We start from the raw sequence: 14,776 nt of genomic DNA, 5'->3' as shown, positions 1-14,776 counted from the left end.
AATCTCTAGTAACCGCTGTTGTTCGCCGCGCCCGCGCCGCCAAAACGGCTCGCCGAGAACGCGCCGACCAGCTCGGGCTCGAGCGCACCCTGCACGACCATGCGCGCGATCTCGAAAGCGTGGTTGGAGGCGAGCGTCACGCCGGAATGGCAGCAGGCGACGAAGGCGCCAGGATGCGTCTTTGACTGGTCGTAGATCGGAAAGCCGTCCTGCGGCATCACCCGGATGCCGGCCCAGCTCCTGACCACGTTGAGCCGCGACAGATGCGGGAACATGCGCTGGGCACGATCGGTCATGACCGCGCTGATCGAATGCTTCAGCGCGCGGTCGTCGAGCTCGTCCTCCTTGCTGTCGCCGATCATCACCGTGCCTTCGTCGGTCTGGCGGATCGTCGTCAGCGGGTGCGGCAGGAACGGCACCGTGCGCTCGGTCACCACGATCTGGCCGCGGGTCGGGCCCATCGGGGCATGGAGGCCGACCATCGGCGCCAGCGTCTGGTTGGCGTTGCCGGCGGCCAGCACCACCTTGGCGGCGCGCAGCTCGCCCTTCGGCGTGGTCAGGCGGAATTCGCCGCCGCTCTTGCCGATCGCCGAGACCGGCCGCTCCGGCAGATAGTCGATGCCGAACGCCTTGAAGCCGGTATGGAACGCGCGGAACGTGCGCAGCGAATTGACGTGGCCGTCGAGCGGGCAATAGCTGCCGCCGGAGACCTCGGGGCCGATCAGCGGCAGCGACTTCTTCACGTCGGATGCGGAGAGCATCTCCATCCTGTAGTCGGCCGCGCCCGTCTGGTTGTGCATGCGCGCGACCAGCTCGGTGCGCTGGCCGAATTCGTCCTCGCCGAGGGTGAGGTGAAAGCCGCCATTCTGCTGGAGGCAGACGTCGAGCCCGGTCTGCTGCTTCAGTTCGGACGCCAATCGGCCCCAGGCCTGCGACGCCCGCACGGTCCACACCGTATAGGCGGGCATGCCGAGCCCCTTGCTCTGCACCCAGACCAGCGCGAAGTTCGCGCGCGAGGCTCGCTTGGTGATGTCGCCTTCGTCGAGCACGGCGACCGTCTTGCCGAGCCGGCCGAGGCCCCAGGCAATGGCGGAGCCGAGCAGCCCGCCGCCGACGACGGCGACGTCATATTCTCCTGACATGGGTTCTCCTATCGCCCCGTATCGCCCTTGCCGGCGAGCACGCGGTCGAGCCCGTAGAAGCGGTCGAGCAGAATGAGGGCGGTCATGGTGATCGCGATCACGCAGGCCGAGACCGACGTCACCAGCGGATCGATGTTGTCCTGGATGTAAAGGAACATGCGCACCGGCAATGTCTCGGTGCCGGGCGCGGCGAGGAAGACGGTCATGGTCAGATCGTCGAAGGACTGGATAAAGGCCAGCGCCCAACCACTGATGACGCCGGGCAGGATCAGCGGCAACGTCACGCGGCGAAACAGGGTCCAGCCGCCGGCGCCGAGCGAGACGGCGGCCATCTCGACCGTGCGGTCCATCCCGGTCGCCGCCGCGAGCGTCAGCCGCAGCGCGAACGGAAACACGATGATGACATGGGCGATGATCAGCGCGGCAAAGCTGCCGCCGAGGCCGGCCGAGGTGAAGAAGCGCAGAAAGGCGATGCCGAGCACGACATGCGGGATCATCAGCGGCGACAGGAACAGCGCCGCCAGCGCATCGCGTCCGCGGAAGCGATAGCGCGCGATCGCGAGCGCCGCCGGCACCGCGAACAGCAGCGCGACGAAGGACGAGAGCGCCCCCAACCCAAGGCTGACCCAGAAGGCGTGAATGAATTCGGGATAGTTCGCGATGGTCCTGAACCAGCGCAAGGAGAAGCCGTTGGTCGGCAGCGACAGGAAACCCTCGGGTGTGAAGGCGACGAGGCAGACCACCAGGATCGGTGCCACCATGATGACGACGAAGATGGTGTGGAAGATCAGCGCCAGCGGGCCGTTCCGTCTCATCGGAACACCTCCGCATAGCGCCGCTCGATCAGCGCGTTGCTGCCGACGACGATGAAGACCAGCGCGACCAGCAGGAGCGTCGCGACCGCGGCTCCGAGCGGCCAGTTCAGGGTGTTGAGGAATTCGTCATAGGCCAGCGTCGCGGCAACCTTGAGCCGGCGGCCGCCGATGATCGCGGGCGTCGCAAACGCGCTGGCCGAGAGCGAGAACACGATGATGGCCCCCGACAGCACGCCCGGCATGATCTGCGGCATGATGATGCGGCGGATGGTGGTGACAGGACCGGCGCCGAGCGACATCGCGGCGTTCTCGATCTGCGGATCGAGCCGCTGCAGCGCCGCCCACACCGACAGCACCATGAACGGCATCATGACGTGCGCCAGCGCGATCACCATGCCGGTTTCGGTGAACATGAAGGGAATGGGGGAGCGCATCACCCCGAGCGACATCAGGAGCTTGTTGACGAGGCCGTTGTTGCCGCCGAACAGCAGTGCCCAGCCGAGCGTACGCGCCACCACGGAGATCAAGAGCGGCCCGAGAATGACCAGCAAGAAGAAGCTTTTCCACCGGCCGCTCATGCGGTTGAGGATATAGGCTTCGGGCGCGCCCAACACGGCGGTGAGGAGTGTCGTCAGGATCGCGACGCGAAAGGTCCGCCAGAACATTTCTGCGTAATAGGGATCGGTCGCGATCTCGTGCCAGTTCTTGAGGATGAAGACCGGCTCGATGCCCTTGTACTGGCCCCAATCGTGGAACGACAGCATCACGGTCATCGCCAGCGGGATCAAGAGCACGCCGACGAACAGCATCAAGGCAGGCGCCGTCAGCGCCCATGGCGCGCGCGTGCTGCGCTCCTCGGCGGCCATGCTCATGCGCCGGCCCTCGCGCGCACGCTCATGTCCTCGGGCCGCCAGGTGAGGCGAACGGCCTCGCCTTCGGCCGGTTGCGCCTTGCCGTCGTTCTGGCGGATCACGATCGCCGGACCGCACTCGCTCTCGCACTGAAACAGCCAGTGATTGCCCTGGAAAATCCGCGTGATGATCTTTGCACCAAGACCGGCATCGCCAAAGCCGATCCTCTCCGGGCGAATGCTGACCGTCACGGGGCCGCTCAAGCCCAAGGGCGCCGGTGCGCTCCAGGAGCCCGCCACCAGCTGCGCGGGCGCCGCGGTGCGGTCGATGGTCCCGGCAAAGTCGTTGGTCTTGCCGAGGAACTGGGAGACGAAGGCGGAGGCCGGTTTCTCATACGTCTCCTGCGGCGTGCCGATCTGCTCGATCTTGCCCTGGCTCATCACCACGATGCGGTCGGACAGCGACATCGCCTCGTTCTGGTCATGCGTGACCAGGATCGTCGTGGTACCGACGGTGCGCTGGATCTGGCGCAGCTCGATCTGCATCTCCTCGCGCAGCTTGGCGTCGAGGTTCGACAGCGGCTCGTCCAGCAGCAGCACGCTCGGCTTGATCACCAGCGCGCGCGCCAGCGCCACGCGCTGCTGCTGGCCGCCGGACATGCGGCGGGGATGACGGTCGTCGTAGCCGGCAAGGCCGACCATCGCGAGCGCAGAGCGAACGCGCTCGGCCCGCTCGCCTCGCGGCACGTTACGCATCTCGAGGCCAAAGGCGACGTTCTCCGCCGCGGTCATGTGCGGAAACAGCGCGTAGCTCTGGAACACGATGCCGAGGCCACGCTTGGCCGGATGGATCGCGGTCAGGTCCTTGCCTTCGAGGCGAATGGTGCCACGCGTGGGATCAAGGAAGCCCGCGATCATCTGCAGCGTCGTGGTCTTGCCGCAGCCGGACGGGCCGAGAAAGGAGATGAACTCTCCCTTCCCCACCGACAGGCTGAAGTCGTCGACCACGGTCTGCGCGCCGAACTGCTTTGCGACCCGATCGAGCTCGAGATAGGCCATGACGCTGTCTCCGCCGCGACTGATCAGCGCTCGACCTCGCGATTCCAGCGCTTGGTCCACTCCTCGCGCTTCTCGTTGATGACGGTCCAGTCCGGATTGTAGAGCTTGGCCGCACGCTCGCCGATCGGCGCCATCTTGCCGAGCTCGGGCGGGATCACCAGCGATTTCAGCACGGGACCGTAGCCGTAGTCCTTCAGCAGCACGAGCTGGATCTTCGGATCGAGCAGCATCTTGACGAAGCTCGCGGCGAGCGGCGAGGCGTTCGGCTTGTTGATCGGACACGCCGTGGTCAGCAGCGTCGCCGCGCCTTCCTTGGGATACACGAAGTCGACGGGAAAGCCGGTGTTGGCAAAGCTCTGGACGCGGCCGGTGCCCCACACCGCGATCACGGCCTGGCCGGACTGGAACAGCTCGGTCATCTTGCCCGGCGACGGCTCGTAGGCGAGCACGTTCGGATTGATCTGTTCCTTGAAGATCTTGAAGCCGGACTCGACGTTGGTCTCGCCGCCGCCGTTCATCTTCGACAGCATCACAAGCGCCTCGAGGCCGTAGGTGTTGTTGATCGGCGGGATCACGAGCTGCTTGGCGTATTTCGGGTCCTTCAGATCATTCCACGAGGTCGGCGGCGCCCAGCCCTTCTCCTTGAACACCTTGGTGTTGTACATCAGGCCGGTCGCGACGATGCCGATCGCGACCGCACGGTCGTCCTTGAAGCGGGCGGTATCGTAGAGATCGGCCGGCAGTCCCTCGAGCTTGCTGCAGAAGCCGAGCTGGATCGCCTGGTACATCGGGCCGTCGTCGACGATGGCGACATCGATCTGCTGGTTGCCCTTCTGCGCCTGGAGCTTGGCCAGCGTGTCGGTGGAGTTGCCGGCGACGTACTCGACCTTGACGCCGTTCTCCTTCTCGAAAGCCGGAATCACCTCGTCGCGGATCGTCTTCTCGAACGAGCCGCCATAGCCGGCGATATAGAGGGTCTTTTGCTGGGCCGAGGCGGCTGACGGGGCGGCAATGAGCGCTGCGATGCTGACCGCGGTCAGAAGGCGAAAAGTCTTCATGTGGACCGATCTCCATACCGGAATGAGGTGACGTGCCGACAAATCCGGCTGGAGCGCCTTCCGCATTTCCTTCCGCGCAAATCCCCCTCAGATCAGGGCTCCGGCCCCTGTTCGGCGGGTTTTGGCGCGATCTGGAGGTTTGAACGCCTCCAATCTGCCGAAAAAGCGAGCTGGCTCCAGCTCTGATGAAAAAGATCGCAAACCTATACTTCCATCGTCCAATGAATAATGGCACCCTCTGCATGCCGAAATGTTATGATTGGAAGATTGAATGGCGCGGATCAATTCGCGGCAGGTGGAGGCCTTCCGCGCGATGATGCTGACCGGCAGCGTCACGGAGGCTGCGAAGCTGATGGTGGTGACGCAGCCAGCGGTCAGCCGGTTGCTACGCGACTTCCAGGCGCTGTTGAAGATGGAGCTGTTCGAGCGGCGCGGCACCGGCCTGGTGCCGACCGCGGCGGCGATGGCGCTCTATACCGAGGTCGAGCGCTCATTCGTCGGCCTCGAGCGCATCACGGCGGCAGCCGAGGAAATCCGCGGCCGCCGCACCGGCTCGCTGCGCATCGCCGCGCTGCCGGCGCTTGCGAACGGCTTTCTGCCGCGGCTGGCCGGGCACTTCCTGCGGGAGCGGCCGAACCTCAACCTCGCTTTCTTCGGCGTGATCTCGCCGATCGTGGTCGACTGGGTTCTGAACAATCAATGCGACATCGGCTTTGCCGAGGTGCCGATCGCCCATTCCGGCCTGCCGAGCCTGCGACTGCCGGCGCCGGCGCGCGTCGCGGTGCTGCCGACAGGTCATCGCCTCGCGGAAAAGGAGGTTTTGGAGCCGCGCGATTTCGAGGGCGAGACGTTCATCTCGCTGTCGGCGGGATCGTCGAGCCGGCATCTCGTCGACCAGGTCTTCAATCGTCACGAGGTCCGCCGCGTGCTGAGGGTCGAGACCACGCTGTCGGAGATCATGTGCGGCATGGTGTCGTCAGGGCTTGGCGTCGCGATCTGCGACCCTTTCACCGCGCGGGAATTCGCCACCCGCGGCGTGGTCGCGCGTCGCTTCCTGCCACGCATCGACTTCGAATTCTCCGCCGTCTTCCCGGCACAGCGCAGCCCGTCGCCGGTGGCGCTGGATCTCGTCGAGACCATGCGCAAGGCGCTGGCGGAGTTCGAGGACGAGGCCGCGCAGGATGTTGCGAGCGGCTGACTTTGCGAGCGGCTGACTTGCGAGCGGCTGATTTGGACGCCACGCTGCGCCTGCTGTATTCTCCCTGTCTTCGCGAGGGCACATGGCACGCATCACCATCATCGAGACCGGAGCGGTCCCGCAAGAGTACCGCGAGCGCCACGGTTCATTTCCCGATATGTTCGAGCGCATGATCCGCGCCGAGGACCCCGCCGCCACGGTCGAGGTCGTCAGCATCCCGAATGGCGATGCGCTTCCCGATCCGCGCGAGCTCGAAGCCGTCCTGATCACCGGCGCGGCTGCCGGCGTCTATGACGGACACGACTGGATCGCGCCGCTGGAAGATTTCGTGCGCAAGGCCCACTTCAACACGACGCCGATGGTCGGCGTCTGCTTCGGCCATCAGCTGATCGCCCAGGCGCTCGGCGGCACCGTGCGCAAGTCGGAGAAGGGCTGGGGCATCGGGCGGCACGTCTATCGGGTGCTGCCGGAGAACGGAATCATTGAAGGCGAAGCGGTCGCGATCGCCGCCTCGCATCAGGATCAGGTGATCGAGCCGCCGAGCGATGCGCTGACGATCCTGTCGTCGGCGTTCACCCCGCATGCCGGCCTGCTCTACGCCAACGGCACCACGCTAACCGTGCAGCCGCACCCCGAGTTCGACGTCGCGTTCGCGCAAGTGTGCTGCGAACTGCGCGACGGCAACGCGCCGGAGGAGGTCGTTGCCACGGCGAGGGCGTCGCTGGCGCAGCCGCTGGACAACGCCAAGCTCGGTGGGGCGATTACGAGGTTCCTGGCGAGACGCGCCTAGCCATCGGCACGCTCCGCTTCCTTCTCCCCTTGTGGGAGAAGGTGGCGCGAAGCGCCGGATGAGGGGTTGCCTCCGCGAACTCATGTGAGAGTGGACTCGCGGAGAGAGACCCCTCACCCGTCTTCGCTCCGCGAAGCCACCCTCTCCCACAAGGGGGAGAGGGTATAGCGCGCAGGTGGCGCTATCTCGCGAACATCAGAACGGCTCCGTTCCCAATCCCGGCACATCGGCCGGCCGCGGTCCCGGCGCGGACCAATGAAACCGGCGGTCTTTCTCGGCGATCATGATGTCGTTGATCGACGCCTCGCGCCGCTTCATCAATCCGTGCTCGTCGAACTCCCACTGCTCGTTGCCGTAGGAGCGATACCACTGGCCGCTCGCATCGTGCCACTCGTACTGGAAGCGTACCGCGATGCGGTTGCCGTCGAAGGCCCAGAGGTCCTTGATCAGGCGATAATCCTGCTCCTTCTCCCATTTGCGGGTCAGGAAGGCGACGATCGCTTCGCGGCCCTGAAACACCTCGGAGCGATTGCGCCAGCGGCTGTCCTCGGTGTAGGCGAGCGAAACGCGCACCGGATCGCGTGAATTCCAGGCGTCCTCGGCCATGCGCGCTTTCTGCGCGGCGGTCTCGCGGGTGAAGGGCGGAAGCGGCGGGCGCGACATGGTGGCCTCATCGGTTGATCGGGACGCAATCTATCGCCGCAATTGGCGGAGTCGATAGGCCGTTGCAAATCAGGCGATCACGAAATCAAATCGGCCTTCATCAGCGTGCGGATCGATTTCGGGATCGGCTGGGCGCGACCGCCGCTGATGAAGGCGACGCGGACCTCGGCTTTCACCAGGACGTCGTCACCGCGCCGCACCTCCTGCCCCAGCAGGATCGAGGCGCCCTTCACCGCGACAGGCCAGGTCACGACGTCGAGCACGTCGTCCATCCGCGCGGGCTTGAGAAAGTCCAGATGCATCGAGCGCACCACGAAGGCGAAGCCTGTGCCTTCCGTCTCGGCCTGCTCGAACAGCGCCTGCTGCTCGGCGCCCATCAAGCGCAGATGATTGGTGCGTCCACGCTCCATGTAGCGCAGATAATTGGCGTGATAGACGATGCCGGAAAAATCCGTGTCCTCGTAGTAGACGCGGACCTGCATGTGATGGCGGCCGTCGCGGATCTCGCCGTCGAGATGAGCTGTCACGTCGCGAGCCTCTTCGCTTGTCGGTAACCGGCCCGTTCTGCGCAAAAACGGCCGACCGCGCAAGCCTGTCAGGACACAACCGGGCCTGTCCTTCCCAGCGTCACCTCGACGATCTCAGGCGGCACGCCGACGCGGACCGGCATGATGCTGCAACCGAGGCCGCCGGAGACGATGAGATCGCATTTCAGCCTGATATGGCCATAGGCAAGCCGGATGCCCTGCTGCTTTGCGAGGGCGGGCGACCAGCCGAGCAGGCGAACCTGGCCGCCATGGGTATGGCCGGACAATTGCAGCGCGACGCGCGCGGGAACGCGCGGCGCTATGTTGGGCTCGTGCGCGAGCAGGATGATCGGCGCGTCGTCAGTGACCTTGGCGAGCGTGGCGTTGAGATCGTCGGCGCCGAAGTGCGTCATGCTGCGCAAGCGCCGCGCCGGCAGGAAGGCCAGCTGATCACCCAGGCCGGCGAGCCAGAATGGGCGGCCGTCCTTGGTGAGGCGTACCGCGTCGTTCTCGTAAACGGCAATGCCGGCGGCCTCGAGCGCACGATGCGCCATCGTCGGCCCGCGCCCCGTGCGCTGCACGGTCCTGTCGTCCCAGTAATCGTGATTGCCCATGACGGCATGAACGCCGAGCGGCGCCTTGAGGCCGGCGAGTACCCTCGCCCATTCCCTCGACGGAATGATGCGCGTGACGTGGTGCAGACCGGCGACATAGTCGCCGAGCAGCACGACGAGGTCGGCGTTCAGCGCGTTGGTGCGCGCGACGATGCCCTCGATCCGCTCCAGCGACATCCACGGATCGCAGGCATGGATATCGGCGATGGCGGCGATCTTCAGCGAAAGATCCGCCGGCCATTGCCGCGGCTTTGGATGATAGCGGGTGACACGGAGCCGCAGTACCGGTTCGACGCCGACGCCATAGGCCGCGGTGGAGACGCCGAGGGCGGACAGGCCGCCAATGGAACGGATGAAATGACGACGCGTGATCATGGAAACCCGATTGGGATGCGCTCTCTTGATGCGGCCCGATTGGAGCGGAATTGGGGTGCGCTCGTGCAGATCGCCTGCACGAGATGACCAGAAATTCATGACCGAAGGAGCGCGTCGCGTTTGCGCAGATCAGTCGTCGCTCTCGTCCGTCCCGAACAGCCCGAACTGCGCCGCAGCATCGCGCGAGGGCTCGGCGATGCCGAGATGGCGGAAGGCATGCGAGGTGAGCAAGCGGCCGCGTGGGGTGCGCTGCAGGTAGCCGCACTGGATGAGATAGGGCTCGATGATGTCCTCGATCGCATCGCGCGGCTCGGACAGTGCCGCGGCCATGGTCTCGACACCGACCGGGCCGCCCCCATAGTTGAGCGCGATGGTCGTGAGATAGCGGCGGTCCATCGCATCGAGACCTGCGGCATCGACCTCGAGCGCGCTCAGCGCGTGATCGGCGATCTTGCGATCGATCGTGGCGGCGTCCGCCGCGGAAGCAAAATCGCGGACGCGCCGCAGCAGGCGGCCGGCGATGCGCGGCGTGCCGCGGGCGCGGCGCGCGATCTCGTTGGCGCCGTCCGCGCTCATGCCGACATTGAGCACGCGCGCGCCGCGGCTGACGATGCTCTCCAACTCCTCGATCGTGTAGAAATTCAGCCGCACCGGGATGCCGAAGCGGTCGCGCAGGGGATTGGTGAGCAGGCCGGCGCGCGTGGTGGCGCCGACGAGCGTGAACTTCGACAGCTCGATCTTCACCGAGCGCGCCGCCGGACCCTCGCCGATGATGAGGTCGAGCTGAAAATCCTCCATCGCGGGATAGAGCACCTCTTCCACCGCCGGGCTCAGGCGATGGATCTCGTCGATGAAGAGCACGTCGCGCTCTTCGAGATTGGTGAGGAGGGCGGCGAGATCGCCGGCCTTGGCGATGACAGGCCCCGAGGTGGCACGGAAGCCGACGCCGAGCTCCTTGGCGACGATCTGCGCCAGCGTGGTCTTGCCGAGGCCGGGGGGACCGACGAACAGCACGTGATCCAACGCCTCGCCACGCTTGCGCGCCGCCTCGATGAAGATCGACAGGTTCTTGCGCGCCTGCTGCTGGCCGACGAAATCGGACAGCGATTGCGGCCGCAGCGCAGTATCGCCGACATCGTCGCTGCGGCGCTCGGGCGAGACCATGCGGCTGGCCTTGGGGTCGCTCACCTAGTGAACTCCTCGTAGGGTGGGCAAAGGCGCCCTTCGCGCCGTGCCCACCACGTCTCCGATCGCTCCAAAGATGGTGGGCACGCTGCGCTTTGCCCACCCTACGAGACTGACCATTGCCGCGCTCACTTCGCCAACTCCTTCAGGCCGAGGCGGATGAGCTGTGCCGTCTCGGCGCCCTCACCCGCGCTGCGCGAGGCCGATGCGATCGCAGCAGCCGCCTGCGGCTGGCCGTAGCCGAGATTCACCAGCGCGGAGATCGCATCCGCCACCGGGCGCGGCGCGCGCTGGTCGTCGACGGCACCGGCGAGATGCACGACGGCCGGATCGACATTGGCGAAGGCCGGCGCCTTGTCTTTGAGTTCGGTGACGATGCGCTCGGCGACCTTGGGGCCGACGCCGGGCGTGCGCGCCACCGCGGCCTTGTCGCGCAGCGCAATCGCATTGGCGAGATCGGCCGGCGCCAGCGTGCCGAGCACGGCGAGCGCGACCTTGGCGCCGACGCCCTGCACGGTCTGGAGCAGGCGAAACCATTCGCGCTCCTGATCGGTGCGGAAGCCGAACAGTTTGATCTGGTCCTCGCGGACATAGGTCTCGATCGAGAGCACGGCGGCCTCGCCCGGCGAGGGCAGATGCTGCAAGGTGCGCGAGGAGCAATGCACCTGATAGCCGACCCCGCCGACGTCGAGGATGACGAAATCCTCGCCGTAGGAATCGATCAGGCCCTTGAGCTTGCCGATCATCGCTGCGCACCCATCGCTTGAAGGACGCACGGCACACCGGATCCGTTCCCTCCCCCTTGTGGGGGAGGGTCACGGAGGGGGGTGCCACACGGGGATTCTCTCGAAGGCGCGAGCGCGGCATGCGCCGCTCACCAACGACCGCGGCACCACCGCTGCGGCTACCCCTCTCCCCAGTCCTCCCCCACAAGGGGGAGGGAGCGCACCGCCGATGCCGCTCATCTGTGCCTCGCGACGCGCATCATATCCCCACCACCTTCAGCCGGAGCGCTGTGCTCTGGCGGTGATGGGCGTGGGTGATGGCGATGGCGAGCGCGTCGGCGGCGTCTGCCGACGGCGGCTCGGCCTTGGGCAGCAAGATCTTCAGCATCATCGCGATCTGTTGCTTGTCGGCATGACCGGCGCCGACCACGGTCTTCTTGACCTGGTTCGGCGCATATTCGGCGACCGGGATGCCGAACATTGCGGGCGCCAGCATGGCGACGCCGCGGGCCTGGCCGAGTTTCAGCGTGGCGACGCCGTCCTTGTTGACAAAGGTCTGCTCGACCGCCGCTTCCATCGGCTGATGGCTGGAGAGAACGGCCGCGAGCCCTTCATGGATCGCGAGCAGGCGGCTCGCCAGCGGCAAATCGTCCGGCGGCTCCACCGAACCGCAGGCGACGTAGATCAGCCGGTTGCCCTCAGCCTCGATCACGCCCCAGCCGGTGCGGCGCAGGCCGGGGTCGATGCCGATGATGCGGACGGGGCCACGAATCGGGAGCGCAGTCATGGGCCAGTGATAGCGGCTGGCCGCCGGAAGCGAAACAGAAACAGAACAGAAGTAACAGGGGAAGTGGGTCGGACAGCACCTGCCCCGTATTCCGCCGTCATACCCCGCGAAGGCGGGGTATCCAGTACGCCGCGGCTTATCCGTATCCTTCGAACGTCTCTGGAATACTGGATCGCCCGCCTTCGCGGGCGATGACAGCGGCGGTTGAGGCTAGCAGGCAGGCGCCTACCCGCCCATCTTCGCCATCAGCGCGTCCGAGACCTCGAAATTGGCGTAGACGTTCTGGACGTCGTCGTGCTCGTTGAGCAGATCCATCAGCTTGAGCAGCTTCTCGCCGGTCTCGTCGTCGACCGCGACAGTGTTCTGCGGCTTCCAGATCAGCGCGGCCTTGCGCGGCTCGCCGAACTTGGCTTCCAGCGCCTTGGCAACGTCGCGATAGCCTTCGGTCGAGGCGTAGATCTCGTGACCGCCTTCGCCGGAGACGACGTCGTCGGCGCCGGCCTCGATCGCGGCATCGAGCATGGCGTCGTCGGAGGCGACGCTGCGGTCGTATTCGATGATGCCGGTGCGGTCGAACATGAAGGCGACCGAGCCGGTTTCGCCGAGATTGCCGCCGGACTTGGTGAAGAAGGAGCGGATGTCGGAGGCGGCGCGGTTGCGGTTGTCGGTGAGCGCTTCGACGATGACGGCGACGCCGCCGGGGCCGTAACCCTCGTAGCGGATCTCGTCATAATTCTCGCCGTCGCTGCCGAGCGCCTTCTTGATGGCGCGCTCGATATTGTCCTTCGGCATGTTCTCCTGGCGCGCCGCGATCACGGCGGCGCGCAGACGGGGGTTCATGGCGGGGTCGGGCGTGCCGAGCTTGGCGGCGACCGTGATTTCCCGGGCCAGCTTGCCGAACAGCTTCGACTTCTGGGCATCCTGCCGCCCCTTGCGGTGCATGATGTTCTTGAATTGGGAATGTCCGGCCATGCGTGGTCTCTTGGGAAATCGTCAGCCAAAGGTGGAGCGTGGGAAGCGCGGCCTTATAGGCCGCCAACCCGCCGGAATCAAAGGGATCTCCTACTCCTAAGGTAGCACCCTAAAGGTGGCCCTGGGTACGGCCGGGTGCCTAGAGATCGGGCATTGTTAACCCTGATTTCATTCCGGACTGCGAAAATAGCGTCCGACCATTCCCCGACAAGAGAGAGCCGATGGCGTTCGGACTATTTCGGAAGCGTCTACCGGACCAGGCTGCGCCTGCGGCCGCCCCGGCGCCGCCGCAGCCGGCGGCCCATTCCGAGCCCGCTGCCGCGGCCGAGACTGATTCGGCACGGGAAATCCTGGAGCTGCTGGAACTCGAGCTCGGCGCCATGATCCGCCAGCTCGAGCGCGCCGCCAATTCGGTGGCCGGCGGCGCCGAGGCGACCGCGGCGACGCTGGCCGCCATCCGCGACCGCACCGACGCCCTGACCGGCCGGACCAACGCCGCGCAATCGACCGCCTCCACCTTCGCCCATGCCGCCGACAAGTTCACCCAGTCCGCGCTGGGTATCGGGGCGCAGGTTCGCGAGGCCGGCAAGCTCGCCGACGCGGCCAGTGCCGCGGCGCAGGAAGCCCGCGCCAATGTCGACCGCTTGCGGGAATCCTCCGCCGCCATCGGCAACGTCGTCAATCTGATCGCGCAGATCGCGCGGCAGACGACGCTGCTCGCACTCAATTCGACCATCGAGGCCGCGCGCGCGGGCGCCGCGGGAAAGGGCTTTGCGGTCGTCGCAACCGAGGTCAAGGCGCTGGCGGTGCAGACGCAAGGCGCGACCGAAGAGATCACAAAGAAGATCGACGCGCTGCAGCGCGACGCCGCCGGCTCTGCGGATGCCGTGCACCGCATTTCGCAGGCGATCGAGGCGATCCGCCCGGTGTTCGAGACCGTCAACGGAGCAGTCGCCGAACAGAACGCCACCACCAGCGAAGTCTCCGGCAATGCCGCGAGCGCCTCGGAATTCATTGTCTCGGTCGGCGAGAGCGCGGCCGAGATCGATGCCGCGACCAAGGCGGCCGAAAGCCATGGCGAGAACGTCGCCAGTGCGGGCAAAGCCGTCACCACCTTCGCACAAAAGCTGAAGTCGCGCTGCGCCGTGCTGCTGCGTCAGAGCGAGCACGACGACCGCCGCAAGACCGAGCGGCTGCCCTGTCATCTCAAGTTCGAGAGCGCGCGCGGCGTGATGCCGATCTATGAAATCGCGATGGACGGCGTGCTGATCGGCGGCGCGGACGCCAGCCGGCTCGCACCGCAAGCCATGATCGAGGGTACCCTCGAAGACGTCGGCGCCTGTCGCCTGCGCGTGGTCGAGCAGTCCAAGGCCGGCGCCCGCGCGCAGTTCGCCAGCCCCAATGCCGAGCTCCGCGAAAAGATCGAGGACAAGCTCTGGTCGATCCACGAGGAGAGCACCGAGTTCGTCACCCGCGCGATGGAGGCGGGCAACGCGCTGACCAAGATCTTCGAGCAGGCGGTGGCCCGCGGCGACGTCGGGATCGAAGACCTCTTCGACACCGACTATGCCGAGATCGCCGGAACCAATCCGCAACAATACCGCACCAAATATCTCGACTGGGCCGACCGCGCGCTGCCGCCGTTCCAGGAAGCCTTTCTGGCAAAGGACCAGCGCATGGCGTTCTGCGCCATGGTCGACCGCAATGGCTTCCTGCCGGTGCACAACAAGATCTATTCGCATCCGCAGCGGCCGGGCGATGTTGCCTGGAATACGGCCAACAGCCGCAACCGGCGGATGTTCAACGATCCGGCGGGGCTCGCCGCCGCGCGCAACCTGCGATCGTACCTGGTCCAAACCTATGCGCGCGACATGGGCAATGGAAACACGGTGATGATGCGCGAGATCGACGTCCCGATCCGCGTGCAAGGCCGGCACTGGGGCGGATTCCGCACCGCCTACAAACTCTAGTGCACGCTCAGGCAAGACGCCGGCGGCGAATCATCCTCTAAGTCGC

15 protein-coding genes are annotated in these 14,776 nt (G+C 66.1%); 3 read left to right on the top strand and 12 right to left on the bottom strand.

Features of this window, described 5'->3' with window-relative positions; all coding sequences use genetic code 11:
* Positions 1–5: 5 nt before the first annotated feature.
* From ACETMP_RS28535 to ACETMP_RS28515, 5 genes are read right to left on the bottom strand one after another with little or no spacing between them, the layout of a single operon-like run.
* Positions 6–1,142, bottom strand: coding sequence for an FAD-binding oxidoreductase (locus tag ACETMP_RS28535; RefSeq protein ID WP_028138435.1), 1,137 nt, complete (start codon positions 1,140–1,142; stop codon positions 6–8).
* 8 nt (positions 1,143–1,150) lie between these two features.
* Positions 1,151–1,957 carry an ABC transporter permease gene (locus ACETMP_RS28530; protein WP_375158746.1) on the bottom strand — a complete coding sequence of 269 codons (807 nt, stop codon included), beginning with the start codon at positions 1,955–1,957 and terminating at the stop codon, positions 1,151–1,153.
* Entirely contained in the window at positions 1,954–2,829 is an 876-nt protein-coding gene (locus ACETMP_RS28525) for an ABC transporter permease (protein ID WP_028138437.1), read from the bottom strand. Before ACETMP_RS28525 ends, ACETMP_RS28530 begins: the two co-directional genes overlap by 4 nt.
* A complete protein-coding gene (locus ACETMP_RS28520) occupies positions 2,826–3,866 on the bottom strand; it encodes an ABC transporter ATP-binding protein (RefSeq protein ID WP_375158745.1) in 1,041 nt (346 codons plus the stop codon). Before ACETMP_RS28520 ends, ACETMP_RS28525 begins: the two co-directional genes overlap by 4 nt.
* Before the next feature lie 23 nt (positions 3,867–3,889).
* The gene (locus tag ACETMP_RS28515) at positions 3,890–4,924 is read right to left on the bottom strand and encodes an ABC transporter substrate-binding protein (RefSeq protein ID WP_028138439.1); all 1,035 of its coding nucleotides are present in this window, start codon (positions 4,922–4,924) and stop codon (positions 3,890–3,892) included.
* 271 nt (positions 4,925–5,195) lie between these two features.
* Here ACETMP_RS28515 and ACETMP_RS28510 point away from each other — a divergent pair, with 271 nt between their 5' ends.
* A complete protein-coding gene (locus ACETMP_RS28510) occupies positions 5,196–6,122 on the top strand; it encodes a LysR substrate-binding domain-containing protein (RefSeq protein WP_375158744.1) in 927 nt (308 codons plus the stop codon).
* 82 nt (positions 6,123–6,204) lie between these two features.
* The gene (locus ACETMP_RS28505; protein WP_375158743.1) at positions 6,205–6,912 is read left to right on the top strand and encodes a type 1 glutamine amidotransferase; all 708 of its coding nucleotides are present in this window, start codon (positions 6,205–6,207) and stop codon (positions 6,910–6,912) included.
* A gap of 195 nt (positions 6,913–7,107) precedes the next feature.
* Here ACETMP_RS28505 and ACETMP_RS28500 read toward each other — a convergent pair whose 3' ends face one another.
* The 7 genes from ACETMP_RS28500 to ACETMP_RS28470 all read right to left on the bottom strand — a co-directional run bounded on the left by ACETMP_RS28500 (position 7,108) and on the right by ACETMP_RS28470 (position 12,760).
* Positions 7,108–7,575 carry a DUF1348 family protein gene (locus tag ACETMP_RS28500; RefSeq protein WP_375158742.1) on the bottom strand — a complete coding sequence of 156 codons (468 nt, stop codon included), beginning with the start codon at positions 7,573–7,575 and terminating at the stop codon, positions 7,108–7,110.
* Positions 7,576–7,652: 77 nt separating this feature from the next.
* On the bottom strand, positions 7,653–8,102 hold the full coding sequence (ybgC, locus tag ACETMP_RS28495; protein WP_375158741.1) for a tol-pal system-associated acyl-CoA thioesterase: 450 nt from the start codon (positions 8,100–8,102) through the stop codon (positions 7,653–7,655).
* A gap of 68 nt (positions 8,103–8,170) precedes the next feature.
* A complete protein-coding gene (locus ACETMP_RS28490; RefSeq protein ID WP_375158740.1) occupies positions 8,171–9,091 on the bottom strand; it encodes a metallophosphoesterase in 921 nt (306 codons plus the stop codon).
* A 129-nt stretch (positions 9,092–9,220) separates the two neighbouring features.
* Complete coding sequence (gene ruvB, locus ACETMP_RS28485) at positions 9,221–10,279, bottom strand: Holliday junction branch migration DNA helicase RuvB (RefSeq protein WP_375158739.1); 1,059 nt, start codon at positions 10,277–10,279, stop codon at positions 9,221–9,223.
* Positions 10,280–10,404: 125 nt separating this feature from the next.
* A complete protein-coding gene (ruvA, locus tag ACETMP_RS28480; RefSeq protein WP_212431067.1) occupies positions 10,405–11,022 on the bottom strand; it encodes a Holliday junction branch migration protein RuvA in 618 nt (205 codons plus the stop codon).
* A 238-nt stretch (positions 11,023–11,260) separates the two neighbouring features.
* On the bottom strand, positions 11,261–11,788 hold the full coding sequence (ruvC, locus tag ACETMP_RS28475) for a crossover junction endodeoxyribonuclease RuvC (protein WP_375158738.1): 528 nt from the start codon (positions 11,786–11,788) through the stop codon (positions 11,261–11,263).
* Between the two features lie 225 nt (positions 11,789–12,013).
* Entirely contained in the window at positions 12,014–12,760 is a 747-nt protein-coding gene (locus ACETMP_RS28470) for a YebC/PmpR family DNA-binding transcriptional regulator (protein ID WP_375158737.1), read from the bottom strand.
* A gap of 221 nt (positions 12,761–12,981) precedes the next feature.
* Between ACETMP_RS28470 and ACETMP_RS28465 the strand changes: the two genes are divergently transcribed.
* Positions 12,982–14,730: a methyl-accepting chemotaxis protein gene (locus ACETMP_RS28465; protein WP_375158736.1), complete on the top strand. Its 1,749-nt coding sequence runs from the start codon at positions 12,982–12,984 to the stop codon at positions 14,728–14,730.
* Positions 14,731–14,776 lie beyond the last annotated feature (46 nt).

Source organism: Bradyrhizobium dasycarpum (assembly GCF_042019905.1).
GTDB classification, from domain to species: domain Bacteria; phylum Pseudomonadota; class Alphaproteobacteria; order Rhizobiales; family Xanthobacteraceae; genus Bradyrhizobium; species Bradyrhizobium japonicum_B.
The sequence above is the reverse complement of the archived record's forward strand: the minus strand, read 5'-3'. Positions and strand labels throughout refer to the sequence as shown.